Here is a 17,331-nt window from a genome sequence, read left to right as displayed (position 1 = left end):
GAACTAGATCAAAAAACAGTCTCGTTATATTTTAAGTTCATATTTTATATAATCGTTAATATAAGGTTAATATGTCAAAATAATAACATACAAAAAACCACAGAATTGATTTGCCTTTAAAATATGTCATTGGCTATTCTGTGGTTTTTTACTATTACCTTTTCATACACTATTTAAAAAATTCTTTACTACCATGAGGTGCACAACGTAAATATTGCGGAGCAACTTTAATGGTCTGCTTTAACTTTTCAGCCGCATGCCAAGGCCAACGAGGATCATAAAGTATTCCTCTGCCTAATGCGATAAAATCAGCTTGTTCAGTCAGTAAAATAGCTTCTGCTTGCTCTGGCTCTGTAATTAACCCAACCGTAATCACGGGTAATTGTGTTTCATTATAGATGGCTTGAGCAAAAGGAACCTGATAATTAGGTCCTAGCTTGATGGCTTGTTTGTCTGATAAGCCACCGGAAGAAACATGAATATAATGGCAACCGAGATCTTCAAGATGTTGAGTTAATGCGATAGAACTTTCCAGATCCCATCCTCCCTCAACCCAATCAGTCGCCGATATTCTTACTCCCACACACATTTTGTCAGAGACTGCTTTTTTGACTGCAGTAAAAACATCAATTAACAAGCGACTACGATTATTAAAATCACCGCCATACTGATCGGTGCGATGGTTTGATAATGGTGATAAGAATTCATGCAGTAAATAACCATGAGCACCATGTATCTCAATAACATCAATACCTGCTGACTCAGCTCTTTTAGCTGCTTCAACAAATGCGTTTTTTATCTTTTCAATCTCATCAATTGTTAATGCTTGAGGCTGATGATATTGACCAAAAGCAATACTAGAAGGTGCTACTTTTTGCCAGCCATTCTCATCATCAGGAGCCAATGATTTTCCACCTTCCCATGGCAACGATGTTGATGCTTTTCGCCCCGCATGAGCCAACTGTATACCTATTTTAGCATTAGTATGCTGTTTTATATCGCTAATAAGCTGTTTTAATGCGCGACCATGTTCCTCAGACCATAATCCGAGATCTTTATAGCTAATTCTACCTCGAGGCTCTACCGCCGTCGCTTCTATAATCACTAAAGCGGCACCTGATAATGCTAATTGCCCATAGTGCATTGTATGCCAAGATGTGGGTATTCCATCTTGCGCAGAATATTGGCACATTGGTGCAACAATAATACGGTTGTCTAATTGATGAGGTCCTAATTTATTAGGCGTAAATAACAAACTCATGCAAAGCCTCCTGCTATATAAGCAATGAGACAAAAATCATTTTTATCTTATTGTTACGATTAAAAATAATTATTTGCCCTCTATCTGGTTTTAAATGAACCATCACTATAACTTAATAAGGCTAACGCATTAAATGACATAACGCGATAACCTATCTCACAGAGTGCTAAGAAAAACAGACTTCAATGGCTGCTCCTAATACAACATCTAATAAAATAGCGGTATTAGATGCCATATTAGGTTATAACGCATTATAGGATATGAAATATTAATGTGGTTTTACTAATAAGAGTGATAGCTTTCTTGCAAAGGGTAAAACGAATAAAACGGTTGGAAACGCAATCATCCAAGATACCCCCCATGAAGAGAACCAAGGTGCAAACATAAGGCTATTTAAGCCCATTGTTTTTGCTGTACTAATAAAAGAAACAATGCCACACATCACAAAAGATAGGAAAAACGGAACCAGAAAAATCATGGCTCTTGGTGGCAATTTAGGTATACCCAAAATATTATTTTTATCTTGAAAAAACATAGAAAAGACCCCAATTAAAACGTGTACTACGGCATATAACCGCCAATACAACAGGCGAATACCCATAAAGGTAAAAAAATTAAGTTATATGCGTTGATTAACGTAAACGCTTACGAGTCTTGTAGACTAGACCGATGCTAGTATATAAATGAAAGTATTTTTGTCAAGTAAACTATTATCATTATCATTTGATAAAAACAATAGAATTCATGAATAACTTAAGTGAATCTTTATCTTTCAACAGAACTACACCAAGGGTATAACATTATTACTCATATTTTGAGTTAATTTTTTACCCAATACATTTTATCGGTGAAATGCTCCCTGAGGAGGGGAGCATTTCTGACACAGAACGATTTAATTAATATTAAAATTGATCATCTAATTGCATATTAATTCCTTTTAATAACAGTGTTTATTCCAATTAAATTGCATAATTTTATTTAGAATATTGAAATGTATAGGGTAAATAAATTAATTAACTCTGATACAACATGCTTATCTTACTATATTGTTTTTTATCTAATAGTAAGAAAAGATCGCCTCTTATCTCATATTCAATATGATAAAATTATATTTTAGATATTATCCATTTTCATACAACATATTTATTATCTGCTCATTTATAATTAATGCCTTTATTTTCTATTATTAATAGAATTAATATTATCAATTTACGTTAATGCATTACTTTCTATGAGTTAACTCTTTGGTTATATTGAAATTTAAAACAATACAGTTCAGCAATAAATGTCATCATCATCATAAAAGCAAGTATTTATTTATCACCTCTATAAAAGATTTATGTAGAAAGTGATTATTTTATTACTTAAACACCTTACTTTCAGTAAAAATACATATTTAATAACATATTATCTAATATTAAGAGTTGATTAATCACACTTAGCTTTATCTTTTATTATATTGCTCAAACTTTATTTGCCTTTTATACTTTCTTAAAGCATATTTTTATAGGTGTTATTATGAATATTTTATTAGTTGAAGACGATCTGCAATTAGGAAAGGCGCTCTGTCGTGGTCTAGAAATTGCCGGTTTTCAGCCCTGCTGGGTAAGATTGCTTGCGGATGCACGTGTTCAATTAAACCAAAAAGCCTTTGATTTAATGTTGCTTGATCTAGGTCTTCCTGATGGTGATGGTCAAGATGAACTTATCGCACTAAGAAAAAGTGGTGAAAAAATACCCATTATTATTTTGACGGCTCGTACTCAAATAGATAACCTAGTACAAACATTAGATTCAGGTGCTGACGATTTCTTACCAAAACCTTTTGCTATGCCTGAATTAATTTCTCGTGTAAAAGCCGTAAGTCGCCGTATGGCTGGTTTCTCTTCACAGATTTGGTCTATTGGTGATTTACAGCTTAATCCCTCGAATCATCAAGTCACTTTAAATGGTGAACTATTGTTATTATCAGGTAAAGAGTACCAGCTATTATATGAGCTGATGCGCAATACAGATAATGTAGTACGTAAATCTGATTTAGAACAACGCTTATTTGGCTTAGATGACAAAATTGAAAGTAACTCACTTGAAGTTCATATGCACAACTTACGCCGTAAAATAGGCAAAGAGCGTATTATTACGGTTCGCGGTATCGGTTATCTCTTAAAAAAAGAAGTGAACTAAATGAAGATCCGCTCTTTCTTTATTTATACTATCTTTCTACAAACGATATCTATCGTGATGCTATGGGGCGTTTGGTTAGCTTGGATAGAATTTGATTATCTTGCTGACTTTGAAACTATCTACAATAAGCAACAAGAAATTATTGCTGAAGGATTTGCCAATACACTCGAAACGGTTTCCTCTCAACCCGAAACAGTAAAACAGATAGCTCACCATTTACAAAACATGTATATCGATACCATGCTTAATGGTGAAGATGATGATTTACACTATTTACCTTGGTTTATTGTCTTAAATAAAGATAATGATCTGATTTATACCAATAGACCGGAACTTTCTCTGCCTAAACGGGTACTGTCGCTTGCCTCTGAAAAAATCTCTGTGGCTGGGGAGAAATGGTATTTATCTTATAGTTGGGGAAAACAACATAAAATTAAAGTTTTTATTGGTGAATCCGTCGAAGATAGAGGGCATGTCATTGGTAACCCTATTTCCGGTACTTTTGTGCCCTTCCTATTTATTTTAGCGACGGTGATCTTGGCTATCTTAATTACTGCTTATTTTAGTTTGCGCCCTTTAAGACAAGCCGCAGAGCTGATTTCTAATCGAAAACCTCGTAATTTAACGCCAATTAATGTCGGACAACAATTTAAAGAGATCCGCCCTATCTTTAAAGAGCTTAACCAATTAATGGCAAGAATAGATGCGGCTAATATTAGAGAAAAACAATTTATGGCTGATGCGGCTCATGAGCTAAGAACCCCGATTGCAGCAGTGATTGCCCAATTGCACATTCTCTCTTTAGTCGATGAAAAGCAGGAGCGAGAAGAAATTATTGAAGATATGAAACAATCTCTGGATAGAGCCGCCGCACTTTCCCACCAGCTTATTGATTTAGCAAGATTAGAGTGTGACGATTTCCCTATAAAAATAGAATCCTTTGATGTTTATAATATTATTGGTAATGCTATTGCTCAGCGCGTGCCTTATGCCTTAACAAAAAATATTGAGCTATCTTTAAATGAAGGTATGTCACTTAAAATAGAAACAGATAAACAAGCACTACTGTCTATTTTTAATAACTTATTGGATAATGCAATCAAATATTGCCCCAATAATAGTCAAGTCGAAGTGACTATTGAACATAAAGATACCCATCATCTCAATATTATTCTGCGTGATAATGGACCAGGAATTGCACCTGAGTATATTAGCTCACTATTTTCCCGTTTTTATCGTGTTCCGGGATCACAAGGGACGGGCAGTGGTTTAGGCTTATCTATTGCACAAAATCTCGCTGAAAAAATTCAAGCAACCATTTCCATTACTGAAGGGCTACACAATAAAGGTATTGGTTTTATTATTACCTTACCGTTAAAAATTAAACCACTAGATAATGAGTAAATATATTATAGGAGGCCTTTGCCTCCTATAATTTTAGTTAAAACTATTAGTTATGCTTATCCCCACAAAGTGGCTATCCAACGTAGCATCGCGGTAATAATAGCAGCACTTAATACCACCAAAATAAAAGGTTTCTTTTTCCAAGTTAAAACGCCCGCAACACCCACACCAATAATCTTGGCAATATCAGCGAGTTGGTCACCATCAAAAAAAGTAGATGTCATTGCAACCGAAAATAAGATCACAATTGCTGAAAGTGAAAACATTTCTTTGACCCGCTCAGACATCCCCGTTTTATTATTTAATAAGATACCGGAGATGCGCATGGCATAAGTTCCTACGGCTAAAATAGCGATACCTGCGATAAGTGAAGTTATTGAGATCATATTTTTCTCACCACAAATAAAACGCCTAACAAGGATAATAAAACCGGTATTCCCGCAGGGAGAAACAGTGTCGTTGCTAAGGCAATCACACTACCAATAATAGCGGCTTTTCGTGTTAATTTATTTTTCAATGCCGGTAAACTTAGTGCCAAAATAATCGCTGGGAACATCGCATCTAAACCAAGCATTTTTATATCAACAATAAAAGAGCCTAAATAAACACCTAGCATAGTACCTAACGGCCACATCAGTAAAATGCCTAATCCACAAGCCCAAAATGCTAATCTATTTTGCTCAGCAGTCGATTGAGATAACCCAAAAACCACACTTTCATCATTTAATATATGAAAGCCTAATAGTGATTTAATCCCTTTTCCGGGTAATTCTTTCACCGCCATACTAAAAGGGATGTGCCTTGCATTGACCATTAAACCAGCGAGTGCCGCATAGATGGCGCTTCCTCCCATCGCAACCACTCCGATAAATAGAAATTCAGAAGCCCCTGCTAAAACAAAAATCGATAACGAAAGAGGTACCCAAAAATCGAAACCTTGAGTATGTGCTAAAGCACCATAAGATATTCCAACGATCCCATCCGCTAATGAAACAAGCAGAATATCTCTAAGTACGTTATTATCTAGACGACTGTTAATATGCATAAAAAACGTATTATTTATTGAACGATTTGTTCATTATGTTGAACGATGTATTTTTTTGCAAGCTGATTTTTGAAGGAAACTATGATGTCATCACCTTCGGCACCCATTGAAATTATTTCTCAATCTATTGCTAGAGAAAGAAAAAAAGCAGGTCTTTCACTTGCAGAAATCGCAAGGCGAGCGGGGATCGCAAAGTCAACGTTATCCCAATTAGAAGCGGGACAAGGTAATCCAAGTATCGAAACTTTATGGGCTATTTGCGTCGCACTCAATATTCCGTTTTCACAACTGATTTCCTCACCTAAACCAGAAGTTAAAGTGATCCGCAAAGGTGATGGATTTAAAATTAGTGCAGAAAAGGCCTATTACCATGCCTTTTTATTGTCATCTTGCCCCAATGGCGCGAAGCGCGATATTTATACGGTTATTGCTCAACCGGGTAAAGATAGAGTATCAGATCCTCATAGTAAAAATGTCACAGAACATATTCTTATAATTAGCGGTCGTGCCATTGTCGGTACTTTAGATAATCAACAAGAGTTATCTCCCGGTGACTATATTTGTTACCCTGGTGACGTTACTCATGTGCTACGTGCATTAGAGCCAGATACTACCGCTGTCATGATCATTGAACATCACAATTAGTGACAATGGTATTATCGCACTGATTTTTCGGATAAAGTCAAAATCAGTGCGATAAAAATTTACTATGGTTTAACACCGGCTTTCTCAAGATAAATCTCTCTTAAGCGTTGTGATAACGCCCCTACCTTACCTTGATTTATTTTTTCATTATCAATGGAGATCACCGGCCAAATTAAGGTCGTCGCTGAACTAATAAAAGCCTCTTTGGCTTGTTTCGCTTCTTCGAGTGTAAATAAACGCTCAATGATGGTGAGTTTTTGCTCTTTGGCTAACTGAATAATCGCTTGTCGCGTGATCCCCGGTAAAATATCTTGGCTTAATGGGCGAGTGATAATTTCATCTTGCTGATTAACAATAAAGAAATTGCTTGAACTCCCTTCGGTGATATAACCCTCTTTGATAAAAATAGCATCATCAGCACCTTGCTGATGCGCATGATGTTTAGCTAAACATGCAGCAAGTAATGCCACCGTTTTAATATCACAGCGTTGCCAACGAATATCCTCAACACTTACGACAGAAATTCCTTTGCTTGCATTAGGATGATTTACCACCGTTGAGTGTTGAACAAATAGCACCAATGTAGGAGCGACTGATGAAGACGGGAAATCAAAAAAACGTGATGAATCGGCGCCACGAGTGACTTGTAAATAGATAAGTCCTTCATGCAGATGGTTCTTATCTATCAATTGCCCGTGGATCTCTTTTAATTGCTCTTTGGTTAATGAAAAAGGCATTGATAATGCTTTGCAAGAGCGCTGTAAACGTTGAAAATGCTCTTCAAAATCAATTAATTGTCCGTTAATAACGGCGGTAACTTCATAAACGGCATCAGCAAATAAGAAACCTCGATCAAAAACAGAGATATTAGCTTGTTCTTTAGGTACAAATTGGTTATTTAAATACACAATCTCAGACATTTTACCTCCGTGATAAATTGTATTAACCTTGATAACTTTTCACCACACTACTCTTTCACATTACTATTTCAAATGCTACTGACTTTCTAATACAAATCTTTAATGACCTTTTTCTTTAAAGAATTCCTGTTATATAGCTAAAAATTGCTATAATTTGCGATAAGGATTACAAATTAAGAGGTTGTTATGTTAGACATTAATAAAAATAATTTATCTCAGCTAACAGAGAAACTCGTTAAAAAGCAGTGTACTTTAATGAGTATCATTGCCATGCTGGGATTACTTGCGGGTATTATCTGTATTATTAACCCTTTTTCTTCAGGGGTCGTGGTCAGTGTTTTCCTCGGTGTGGTGTTTTTTGCTTGTGCAATAACCAGCATAATGGCGGCCTTTAATAGCCGGATCTCTTCTGGTTGGTCGATGTTAATTACTTTACTTGCTGGTTTTATCTATCTATTTTTAGGTTATATTTTTATTACCGATCCTTTAAATGGCATGTTAAGCCTTGCATTTATTATCGGTTATTTATTTATCTTTGCAGGAATACTCCGCTTAGTCCTCGGCTTTAAGCAAATTAAAGATAGCTTTTATGGCTGGTTTAATATTTTAGTGGGCTTTTTAGATCTTGTTTTAGCCTATTTCTTACTAGCTTTTGGCCCTGAAACTTCTATAACACTGGTGATGGCATTGATTGGTATACAACTTATTTTAAGTTCTATAACTATTCTATCAATAGCCAGTGCAATCAAGCGAATGACTCGTTAATGATGTCTTACGTTTAATTTGTTATTTAAATTTAGAGCCACACAATGTGGCTCTAAATCGTAAGCAAAAAAGTTGTATATTAAGCACAAGGTAAGCGTAGAGAAACGGTATACATATTTTCACCACATAAGTAACAGTTGCCATTTTTCTCAAATACCATCACCTGAATACCTAATTGTCCCACTTCGATATTTGGCAATGCATCCGCCAAAATACTTTCTAATGCAGGCTCTGATATTTCAATCATACTTATCGGCTCATTGCTTGGTGTAGTATCTTGCAGGAAATCACCTAAACGAGGATCATCGGCATAAATTTCTAATGTAGAACGATAAACCAATGTCCGCTCACTGCTATTGACTTTAGTATATCCATTAAAGATTATAACCATTTTTTGGATATCCAATTTTGCAACACGGTTTTTAATTTGTAAGCATAAAGAAGGCACAAGCCGAATATTGACAGAATTAAAATAACGATCGCAAATTTGCGGAATAGTGACGCTAATACAAGGCTTCGGTGCAATATTTTTAATTTGTTTACCGCATTCCCCAGTTAAGGAATTATCCACAATAATACGTTCACGGCGTGAAAAACAAATATTGTTAAAAATATCCACAGTGAAGAAAGAGATATAATGAACGCCATTCGTTAAGGCTTGATTCTCTAACCTGACCGATACCGCTGATTTATCAGTACAGGGCAACATTTTAAGTTGATCATTAAAATAGAACCCTACTTGTGTACTTTCACTAATATCACGACCTAAAATTAGGTTCGCATTTACACAGTAATTTTCACTATGATAGCTTAGAATACCATTTAGCGTTGCAGGAACCTTAGGAGACGGCAACTTCTCTGTCGTCATTTCAACATAATAGTTTCTTGATTTGAGTGGGTTATCTATATCTTCACTGTTTTCTGATTCAGCATAAAAAACAGCAATCTGCTTTGGCTCGGTACCTTTAAATCTAACTTTAAAGTTTGCAATACCATATTTATTGGTTTTTGAAATATTGCTTAACTCACCTTCGGAATTATAAATTTCAGGCTGAGTAAGTAGTGTGCTGTTGTCTTTATCGTAAACTAATGTGACCTCCTTGTTTTGCATATCTTCACCTTCTTGATTTTGAAGGTGTACCACAAAGCTTTTAGATACCTCTTCCCATTTGCTCGGCCATTGCATAGATTCAGAGTTGATTGTCAGTAAATCATCAAACCTCTCACAATTAGCCGCTGAGCAATCGGTATTAGGGATCGCGGGTGTCACTCGAATTTGCAACGGCGGGGCATAATAGGCATTATCTTCATTATCTTCATCTCTTAGAATCAACTGTAATGAAGCCACTCCACTACGATTGCCAGTTAAAGAGATCTTCGTTTTATGGTCATCAACGATAGTGGTATAAACATCTTTGTTGTTGGGTAAAATTAAAATTCCTTTAGGATTTGTACTCCATTGAGCCAAACGTAAATCACTATCTTTTACCTCTACTTCATAGCTAATTATCCCGTTCATTTTTACTTCGTTACCAGGCTCATCTGGCGAAGATTTTATTTGATTATATTTAATCTCTGTAACTGTATTTTTATCGGGATCTGTATCAGGCTCATCAGCTTGAGGATGAACAGGCTTAGGTGGTGTTTTTGCGGTATCCTTGCAGTTTTCAGCTGTTAAGATTTTTTGTAAACGTTCTTCTTTTGTTTCGATAGTCATCGCGTCATTTCCTTTCTTTGCTAAGTTCCATGTTCAGCTTAAAGAAAAAAAATGCAGTGAAAATCACAATAGAAAAAAGTCAACTGAGTATTGCTGATAGGGAAAAATAAAAATAATTACTAAACAATAAGATAGATATAATTTTACAGGATCTTAAGCTATAGCCACCAACAAAAAATGCCTTCAATATAAAAAATAATTTAAAATTTAAAATATTTTTGTATAAAGCTATTGACTGTTATGAAAATGTGATTAGAATCAATATCAGAAAATATTTGTGACGAGAATCACATTTTATTAATAGGATACTTAATATGAAATCAATGACTTCTTTTATTACTCATCTGCACCAAGTTGTTGTTAAATTATCTTCAACTCGTTTATTGTAATTCTTTGTATTAAAAAGAATAACTAAGCATAAAGCCAGAAAATACACTCTATATCGCAAGAGGCACTATCTGGCTTTTATTTTCTATCCCTTTGATTTTTTCTTATCTTACTCTTCGCGCATCTTTAGTAACAAAAATTTCACTTGTTTGAACTAAAATCCCTCTTCTTGTACCCTAGTATTAAATCACCTTTTATGATGAGGATAGTTTATGCAGCAGCAACTGCTTACATGGATACGTCAGTTTAATGAAGAGTACGCTCAAATCACTTCTCTGTTACTTGTTTTATTGATCATTTTTGTTGTTGCTCTTGTTCTCCACTTTATTTTGCACAAACTTGTGCTCCCTAAGCTTTCAAAAGCTATCAGTAAATACGATCAAAAGTGGCAACTCTCTTTTGAAATTAATAAGTTATTCAGTCGATTTGCCTTTCTTATCCAAGGTGTAGTCATTAATATCCAAGCCTTATTATGGATGGGACCCGGTAAAACACAGGAGATATTAACCACCACAGCTCAAGCATGGTGTTTACTTTTCGGTTTATTGATGATTTTCTCAATTATGGATCTCTGTTTGCAGATCATGAGAAATTCCCCTTCTTTTGGCCGATTACCCCTTAGAGGTATTTTCCAAAGTTTAAAATTAGTCGCCAGCGTGCTGATTGGTATCATGATTGTTTCATTACTGATCGGTAAATCACCGCTTATTTTATTAAGTGGTTTAGGTGCCATGACTGCGGTGTTGATGTTGGTATTTAAAGATCCAATTATGGGACTTGTTGCCGGTATTCAACTCTCCGCCAATAATATGATTAGCTTGGGTGATTGGTTAGAAATGCCTAAATATGGTGCTGATGGTGCCGTAGTGGATATTAGCCTCACCACAGTAAAAGTACGTAATTGGGATAATACCGTTACGACCATTCCTACTTATTCTTTAATTTCTGATTCGTTTAAAAACTGGCAAGCGATGACACAATCAGGTGGGCGTCGAATTAAGCGCAGTTTATCTCTTGATATCAATAGTATTTACTTTTTAGATCAAGAGAATATTGATAAATTAGAAAAGGCACAGCTTCTTGAACCTTATATAAAAAGCAAAGTAGGTGAAATCTCCAGCTATAACGCTAGCCTTTGTCATGAGCATCAAATGCCACTTAATCAACGTGGTATGACGAATGTCGGTACATTTCGCGCTTACGTGGAAGCTTATCTAAAAAATCATCCGAAGATCCATAAACAGATGACCATTATGGTAAGACAACTTGCTCCAACCTCTGAAGGGCTACCTATCGAAATTTATGCCTTTACCAATACAACCGTGTGGGTAGAGTATGAAGCTATTCAGTCCGATATTTTTGATCATATATTCGCTATTCTTCCTCAGTTTGGTTTACGAATACATCAATCACCAACAGGTAGCGATGTCAGAGCATTAAAATTCCCTACCAATATCGACACACCATAGCCCTAGCGTTCATTATTTAAAAGGGAGATTAATTCTCCCTTTTTTCTATTAAATAGATTAACAAATATTTATAACTATCGACTTTGTTATCATATTAACAATCTTGTTTTAGCCTATTTTTTTAAAATCGATATGTTATTTTTTATATATCGAATCACTGTTTCCACCTATATATTTGATATTTTATTTACCACTAAAGTGGTATTAACCGCAAAATATAACCAATTGTTTAATAATTATTTTTTTAGATAACCTTATTAACATTTTTTATATTGATATAAATCATTATAGGTATAGGTGTAATAACTTAACATAGATATACAACTTTATTTGTTGTGAAAAATGTTAGGGTAATGTCAATGTCAAAAATTAAAAATAATGTTTCTATCACTGAAATGAGCCGGCGTGGCTTCATTCAGTCTGCAGCTGTTCTTTCTGGCGCTGCTGCTGTAGCTGGAACGGTATCATTACCTTTCTCTGCTAATGCTCAAACACCCCAGGGTATTCGTCCTGATGAGACGTCTGAAACCATCAAATACAGTGCATGCTTAGTGAACTGTGGTAGTCGTTGCCCATTAAAAGTTCATGTTAAAGATGGCGTGATCCGCCGTATTTCCAATGAAACCATGTTTGATGACTCAACCTTTGGTCTTCATCAGATCCGTCCTTGCTTACGTGGACGTTCCGTTCGTTGGAAAACTTATAATCCAGACCGTTTAAAATACCCCATGAAACGTGTCGGTAAACGTGGTGAAGGTAAATTCGAGCGTATCTCTTGGGATGAAGCGACTTCGATTATCGCGGATAAGCTAAAATATACTATCGATACCTATGGTAATGAGGCTATTTATTACCAATATGGTACTGGATCTACCGGGGCGAATTTACATGGTAGAACGGCCTGTAAACGTCTATTAAGTACAGTCGGTGGCTTCTTAAGTGACTACGGTACTTACTCTTATTCACAATTAACCGGCATCGTCCCTTATGTGTATGGTGATATGCTGGAATCTCTGTTAACAGAAATCGAAAACTCAGATTTGGTTGTGATGTTTGGTCATAATCTTGCTGAAACTCGTATGTCTGGCGGTGGTCAGTTCTATGAAACACTGAATGCGTTAGATAAGAGTAAAAGTAAAGTAATTATTATCGACCCGCGTCGTACTGATAGTGTCACAACATTAGGTGCAGAGTGGATCCCTATCTATCCGGGTACTGATGCTGCATTAGTGGCTGCGTTAGGTTATGTGATGATCCAAGAGGGTATCACTGATGAGGCATTTTTACGTGAATATTGCATCGGTTGGGATAAACAAACTCTGCCAGCCTCAGCACCTGAAAATGGCTCTTACAAAGACTATATTCTCGGTAATGGTCCTGATGGGATTGCTAAAACCCCTGAGTGGGCAAGTCAATTAACCGGAATTTCCGTTGCGCGTATTATTCAATTGGCACGTGAAATTGGTAATGCCAGAGCGGCGTGGATCTCCCAAGGCTGGGGTATTCAGCGTACCAGTAATGGTGAACAAGCTTGCCGTGCCATTATGATGTTGCCATTAATGTCTGGTCATATTGGTCGTCCTGGTACTAATACCGGATGTTGGGGCGGTAGCATTGAATACCCTGTCGCAAGTTTTGCCATACCAAATCCAGTAAAAACCCAGATCCCAACGTTTATGTGGTCTGAAGCGGTTGCTCGTGGTGAAGAGTTAACCAGTAAAAATGCCGGTGTCAGAAATAAAGATAAGCTGGATACGGGCATTAAATTTATGTGGTGTTACTCCAGTAATGTGATTGGTAACCAGCATGCTGATCTCAATAAAACACATGAATTACTGCAAGATGAATCAAAATGTGAATTTATTTTAGTGTGGGATAACCACATGACACCATCAGCAAAATATGCCGATATTTTACTGCCTGATGTCACTACTGTGGAAACTAACGATCTTATCAATAACTCTTATGCTAGTGGTGCGTATCATTATATGGTGCGTTTACAAAATGCCATTGAGCCGTTATGGGAAAATCGTCCTAACTATGATGTATTGGCAGATATCGCTGAAAAATTAGGTGTTAAAGAGAAATTTACTGAAGGTAGAACCTACCAAGAGTGGATTGAGTATTGCTATAACCAAGTAAAAGCAAATAACCCAGCGCTTCCTTCTTTTGCTGAAACTAACGATATGGGGATTGTGGATAGAAAACTTCCTCCTCGTAGCGCTTATGTGGCATTAGAAGCATTTCGCCAAGATCCTATCGCCAACCCACTAAAAACAGCATCAGGTAAAATTGAAATCTATTCTGAGAAATTAATGCAAGACACTGAAGGTTGGATCTTACCAGAAGGTGATCGTATTCCTGCAATTCCAGAATATTGTAAAAATGAAGAAGGTGTTGAAAACGTTACCTTAAAAGAGAAGTTCCCACTGCAAATGACGGGCTTCCACGATAAAGGTCACGTCCACTCTACCTATTTTAACGTCGCAATGTTACGTGAAGCTATTCCCCATCAATTTTGGTTAAACCCCGTTGATGCGGCACAGCGTGGATTAAAATCTGGCGATATTGCTGAGATTTATAACGAACGTGGTCGCTTGCATATTCGTGTCAAAGTGACAGATCGTGTATTACCTGGTGTGATTGCAGTACCACAAGGTGCATGGCGTTCACTTGATACAACAGGTGTAGATACCGGTGGATGTATTAATACATTAACAAGCTGGCACCCATCGCCGTTTGCTAAAGGAAATCCACAACATACTAACCTTGTTGAAGTGAAACGTGCATAAGGAGTTAACTCATGAAGCAATATGGTTTTTATTTTGACTCCACTAAATGCACTGGCTGTAAAACCTGTCAAGTCAGTTGCAAGGACGAAAAAGATTTAGATTTAGGCCCTAAATTCCGTCGTGTTTATGAATATGGCGGTGGTAGCTGGGCAAAACAAGACGGTATCTGGACACAAAATATTTATAGTTATTATTTATCAATTTCTTGTAACCACTGCTCTAACCCTACTTGCGTGGCAGGTTGCCCTACTGGCGCGATGCATAAACGTGAAGAAGACGGTTTAGTGGTTGTTAATCAAGATGTTTGTGTTGGATGCCGTTATTGTGAATTACGCTGCCCTTATGGCGCACCACAGTTTGATGAAAAGAAAAAATTGATGTCAAAATGTGATGGTTGCTATGAGCGTGTCGCCCAAGGTATGAAACCGGTCTGTGTTGAATCTTGTCCACAACGTGCACTGGATTTTGATGATATTGAAGTGATCAGAGCGAAACATGGTACAGAGTGTGGTATCGCACCAATGCCAGATCCAAGCTTAACTAACCCAAATATCGTGATAAAAGCACATAAAGATGCAAAACCTTCTGGTGATAAAACCGGCTCAGTTCAAAATGCGGCGGAGGTATAAACCATGCATGAACTTCCTCTTGTCTTTTTTACTGTTTTAGGCTCTAGCGCAGCAGGTCTGTTTCTGATCGCTTATATCAGTAAAAAGTTAGGTCAAATTGATGAACAACAACTGCGTAATGCCAATATTCTTGCTCTGATATTAATGCTTGTGGGCTTAGGTATTGGTGGATTACACGTAGGTCAGCCACTACGCTTTTTCAATATGTTATTAGGCGTAGGCCGTTCTCCAATGAGTAACGAAGCTTTTCTAAGTGGTGTATTTACTGGTTTTGCTTTTGCAACAGTGGCACTCACTATTATGAAAAAATGGCGGGGATTACGTGAAATTTGTAATCTATTTACCGTTATTTTTGGTTTAGCTTTTGTTTGGTCAATTCCGCAAGTTTATCATATTCCAACAATTGCTAACTGGAATACAGATTACACCACGTTACAGTTTTGGATGACGCTATTAATTGGCGGTGGAGTACTTGCAATGGTCAGTGGTGCAAGACGTTTAGGGGCATTGTCCTTTATTATCGGTGCCATAATTACCTTTGCCGCACGCTCCGGTTATGTCAGTTTCCTAAGCTTTAATGGCCCAGAATTAAGTGCTGAGCAATCACTGTTTTGGGGTTTCCAATTAGCAGTATTAGCATTAGGTATTGTGGTTGTCGGGTTTAGCGCATTAAAAGCGCAAACCTCAAGAGTGACCTTAGCAACTTGTGCCGCAGCGGTCGTAATTGCTGAATTATCCGGTCGCATTGCCTTTTATAACTTATGGCATATAACCATGTAATATGGGTTTTCTGTGCGATGACGCTTTATCATTATTGATTTATCATCATAAGCATAATCATCGGCAAGAAACGAAAAACAAAATGCATATCTTTTTAGATATGCATTTTTTCTTTTTAGAATGAGGAGCCGGGTTGTTGTAAAAACTCTAACTCTTCTGCTGTGGAAGTACGGCCTAAAATTTCATTACGATGAGGATAACGACCATATTTATCGATAATCTCTTTATGGCGTAATTCATATTGATACGTGTCGTCATCATTTAATTGTGAAAACAGCGCAATAGCATCTTGATGGATTTTTTGTGATTCTGAATGCATAAATGGCATGATCAGAAATTTGCGTTTTACCGGTGTCAGGGTGAGATATTCGGGTAACCGAATGGCTTCTTGAGCAAGAATTAACGCCATATTATCTTGGGCGAAAGCCTTTGGTGTATCACGCCAAATATTACGTGAAAACTGGTCTAGAATAATAATTTCCCCTAACCGCCCTTCAATGCTCTCGCGCCAAGAGGCAAGCTCTGCACGACTTGCGCTAATACATAGCTCACCAAATCTATCCTTAATTTCTTTATCAAAAGCGCTATCCTTTTGAAACCACTGTTTTGGGGTACATTCTTCAAACCAAAAGGTTAATACGGGTTGGTAAGGAACCATAGCGATAACCACCTTATATAAATTGATAAGAATATTATCTCTAAAGTATACTGATTTTTAACCTATGAATAGTATGAAAAAGGTTACAGGGATCGAGCTTCTTTAAAAAAACAAAAAAATAAATCCTCTTTAAAGGCAACAAGAGGATTTTAATCACGTCCTAGTTAACACTTAGCTCCTTTAAGTGTTACCCATCCATGAGCAAGTTATACTCTAAACAATGTTGTTAATGATATATGTAACTTAGTAATCAATATAATAAGGATGTTGTTACTATAATCCCCTTTGGGATCGTTAATAGAATAGGTAAAAGCCTAAAAGGGATAAAGCTTAAAAAATAGTGTTAGGGTATTAAAAAGACTTACAGTAGCAAAGGCTGCGGTAAAACAAGAAAAGTTGTTATAAGCTTGTTGGATGTTACTTAAGTAAAATATGCGATCAATAATGAAATAAATGCTAAAAAAACACCAATTGCTAATGACATTTGTTGAAATTTTTTTCTTCTTAGTCTGTTTCTTTAACAAAATTAGCGTACAATTACTGCAATTTTTTTACTGAAGATCGACTATGTCTGTTATTGCAACTATTGGAATAGGCTACCTAATTGGGGCTGTACTCTCTTTTATTATCACCTTCTTTTTAACCAAAGATCCCAGTTTGGCTATGCGCCTGCTG

Annotated in this window: 16 protein-coding genes; 9 read left to right on the top strand and 7 right to left on the bottom strand. The window is 36.5% G+C overall.

Features of this window, described 5'->3' with window-relative positions; translation table 11 throughout:
* Positions 1-169 precede the first annotated feature (169 nt).
* Together AACU95_RS15275 and AACU95_RS15270 are read right to left on the bottom strand one after the other, a co-directional pair.
* Complete coding sequence (locus AACU95_RS15275) at positions 170-1,261, bottom strand: NADH:flavin oxidoreductase/NADH oxidase (protein WP_017827844.1); 1,092 nt, start codon at positions 1,259-1,261, stop codon at positions 170-172.
* 268 nt (positions 1,262-1,529) lie between these two features.
* Positions 1,530-1,796 (bottom strand): DUF2798 domain-containing protein, encoded by a 267-nt coding sequence (locus AACU95_RS15270; RefSeq protein WP_012368076.1) that lies wholly within the window; start codon positions 1,794-1,796, stop codon positions 1,530-1,532.
* A 983-nt stretch (positions 1,797-2,779) separates the two neighbouring features.
* On the opposite strand from AACU95_RS15270, the gene AACU95_RS15265 reads away from it, so the two are divergent.
* Together AACU95_RS15265 and AACU95_RS15260 are read left to right on the top strand one after the other, a co-directional pair.
* Positions 2,780-3,445, top strand: a complete 666-nt coding sequence (locus AACU95_RS15265; protein WP_004243597.1) for a response regulator — start codon at positions 2,780-2,782, stop codon at positions 3,443-3,445.
* Entirely contained in the window at positions 3,446-4,849 is a 1,404-nt protein-coding gene (locus tag AACU95_RS15260; protein WP_004243598.1) for an ATP-binding protein, read from the top strand.
* A 56-nt stretch (positions 4,850-4,905) separates the two neighbouring features.
* On the opposite strand, the gene AACU95_RS15255 is transcribed toward AACU95_RS15260, so the two are convergent.
* On the bottom strand, positions 4,906-5,235 hold the full coding sequence (locus AACU95_RS15255; protein WP_141191974.1) for an AzlD domain-containing protein: 330 nt from the start codon (positions 5,233-5,235) through the stop codon (positions 4,906-4,908).
* On the bottom strand, positions 5,232-5,894 hold the full coding sequence (locus AACU95_RS15250) for an AzlC family ABC transporter permease (protein ID WP_004243600.1): 663 nt from the start codon (positions 5,892-5,894) through the stop codon (positions 5,232-5,234). Before AACU95_RS15250 ends, AACU95_RS15255 begins: the two co-directional genes overlap by 4 nt.
* 84 nt (positions 5,895-5,978) lie before the next feature.
* Between AACU95_RS15250 and AACU95_RS15245 the strand changes: the two genes are divergently transcribed.
* Positions 5,979-6,539: a helix-turn-helix domain-containing protein gene (locus AACU95_RS15245; protein WP_004250737.1), complete on the top strand. Its 561-nt coding sequence runs from the start codon at positions 5,979-5,981 to the stop codon at positions 6,537-6,539.
* A 62-nt stretch (positions 6,540-6,601) separates the two neighbouring features.
* On the opposite strand, the gene AACU95_RS15240 is transcribed toward AACU95_RS15245, so the two are convergent.
* On the bottom strand, positions 6,602-7,459 hold the full coding sequence (locus AACU95_RS15240; RefSeq protein ID WP_141191973.1) for a D-amino-acid transaminase: 858 nt from the start codon (positions 7,457-7,459) through the stop codon (positions 6,602-6,604).
* A 186-nt stretch (positions 7,460-7,645) separates the two neighbouring features.
* Here AACU95_RS15240 and AACU95_RS15235 point away from each other — a divergent pair, with 186 nt between their 5' ends.
* Positions 7,646-8,224, top strand: a complete 579-nt coding sequence (locus tag AACU95_RS15235) for an HdeD family acid-resistance protein (RefSeq protein WP_004243604.1) — start codon at positions 7,646-7,648, stop codon at positions 8,222-8,224.
* 79 nt (positions 8,225-8,303) lie between these two features.
* Here AACU95_RS15235 and AACU95_RS15230 read toward each other — a convergent pair whose 3' ends face one another.
* Entirely contained in the window at positions 8,304-9,941 is a 1,638-nt protein-coding gene (locus tag AACU95_RS15230) for a hypothetical protein (protein ID WP_004243605.1), read from the bottom strand.
* Positions 9,942-10,540: 599 nt separating this feature from the next.
* On the opposite strand from AACU95_RS15230, the gene AACU95_RS15225 reads away from it, so the two are divergent.
* The 4 genes from AACU95_RS15225 to AACU95_RS15210 all read left to right on the top strand — a co-directional run bounded on the left by AACU95_RS15225 (position 10,541) and on the right by AACU95_RS15210 (position 15,998).
* Positions 10,541-11,797, top strand: a complete 1,257-nt coding sequence (locus AACU95_RS15225) for a mechanosensitive ion channel family protein (RefSeq protein WP_004250735.1) — start codon at positions 10,541-10,543, stop codon at positions 11,795-11,797.
* A 353-nt stretch (positions 11,798-12,150) separates the two neighbouring features.
* Complete coding sequence (locus tag AACU95_RS15220; protein WP_012368081.1) at positions 12,151-14,589, top strand: DMSO/selenate family reductase complex A subunit; 2,439 nt, start codon at positions 12,151-12,153, stop codon at positions 14,587-14,589.
* An 11-nt stretch (positions 14,590-14,600) separates the two neighbouring features.
* A complete protein-coding gene (locus tag AACU95_RS15215) occupies positions 14,601-15,218 on the top strand; it encodes a DMSO/selenate family reductase complex B subunit (RefSeq protein ID WP_004243609.1) in 618 nt (205 codons plus the stop codon).
* A 3-nt stretch (positions 15,219-15,221) separates the two neighbouring features.
* Positions 15,222-15,998 carry a dimethyl sulfoxide reductase anchor subunit family protein gene (locus AACU95_RS15210; protein WP_141191972.1) on the top strand — a complete coding sequence of 259 codons (777 nt, stop codon included), beginning with the start codon at positions 15,222-15,224 and terminating at the stop codon, positions 15,996-15,998.
* Between the two features lie 115 nt (positions 15,999-16,113).
* Here AACU95_RS15210 and AACU95_RS15205 read toward each other — a convergent pair whose 3' ends face one another.
* Positions 16,114-16,656: a DUF924 family protein gene (locus AACU95_RS15205; RefSeq protein WP_141191971.1), complete on the bottom strand. Its 543-nt coding sequence runs from the start codon at positions 16,654-16,656 to the stop codon at positions 16,114-16,116.
* 567 nt (positions 16,657-17,223) lie between these two features.
* Between AACU95_RS15205 and AACU95_RS15200 the strand changes: the two genes are divergently transcribed.
* A partial coding sequence (locus AACU95_RS15200; protein WP_161737104.1) for a GhoT/OrtT family toxin occupies positions 17,224-17,331 on the top strand: 108 nt, incomplete at its 3' end.

This window comes from Proteus sp. G4415 (assembly GCF_963896075.1).
Classification (GTDB): Bacteria; Pseudomonadota; Gammaproteobacteria; order Enterobacterales; family Enterobacteriaceae; genus Proteus; species Proteus mirabilis.
Note: the sequence above shows the minus strand (reverse complement) of the source record. Positions and strands in the feature narration are given on the sequence as shown.

Excerpts from the sequence above, each read along its gene's own strand:
- AACU95_RS15245 (WP_004250737.1), top strand. The coding sequence starts at position 5,979 with ATGTCATCACCTTCGGCACCCATTGAAATTATTTCTCAATCTATTGCT.
- AACU95_RS15255 (WP_141191974.1), bottom strand. The coding sequence starts at position 5,235 with ATGATCTCAATAACTTCACTTATCGCAGGTATCGCTATTTTAGCCGTA.
- AACU95_RS15265 (WP_004243597.1), top strand. The coding sequence starts at position 2,780 with ATGAATATTTTATTAGTTGAAGACGATCTGCAATTAGGAAAGGCGCTC.
- AACU95_RS15220 (WP_012368081.1), top strand. The coding sequence starts at position 12,151 with ATGTCAATGTCAAAAATTAAAAATAATGTTTCTATCACTGAAATGAGC.
- AACU95_RS15225 (WP_004250735.1), top strand. The coding sequence starts at position 10,541 with ATGCAGCAGCAACTGCTTACATGGATACGTCAGTTTAATGAAGAGTAC.
- AACU95_RS15275 (WP_017827844.1), bottom strand. The coding sequence starts at position 1,261 with ATGAGTTTGTTATTTACGCCTAATAAATTAGGACCTCATCAATTAGAC.
- AACU95_RS15205 (WP_141191971.1), bottom strand. The coding sequence starts at position 16,656 with ATGGTTCCTTACCAACCCGTATTAACCTTTTGGTTTGAAGAATGTACC.
- AACU95_RS15230 (WP_004243605.1), bottom strand. The coding sequence starts at position 9,941 with ATGACTATCGAAACAAAAGAAGAACGTTTACAAAAAATCTTAACAGCT.
- AACU95_RS15210 (WP_141191972.1), top strand. The coding sequence starts at position 15,222 with ATGCATGAACTTCCTCTTGTCTTTTTTACTGTTTTAGGCTCTAGCGCA.
- AACU95_RS15270 (WP_012368076.1), bottom strand. The coding sequence starts at position 1,796 with ATGTTTTTTCAAGATAAAAATAATATTTTGGGTATACCTAAATTGCCA.
- AACU95_RS15235 (WP_004243604.1), top strand. The coding sequence starts at position 7,646 with ATGTTAGACATTAATAAAAATAATTTATCTCAGCTAACAGAGAAACTC.
- AACU95_RS15240 (WP_141191973.1), bottom strand. The coding sequence starts at position 7,459 with ATGTCTGAGATTGTGTATTTAAATAACCAATTTGTACCTAAAGAACAA.
- AACU95_RS15215 (WP_004243609.1), top strand. The coding sequence starts at position 14,601 with ATGAAGCAATATGGTTTTTATTTTGACTCCACTAAATGCACTGGCTGT.
- AACU95_RS15260 (WP_004243598.1), top strand. The coding sequence starts at position 3,446 with ATGAAGATCCGCTCTTTCTTTATTTATACTATCTTTCTACAAACGATA.
- AACU95_RS15250 (WP_004243600.1), bottom strand. The coding sequence starts at position 5,894 with ATGCATATTAACAGTCGTCTAGATAATAACGTACTTAGAGATATTCTG.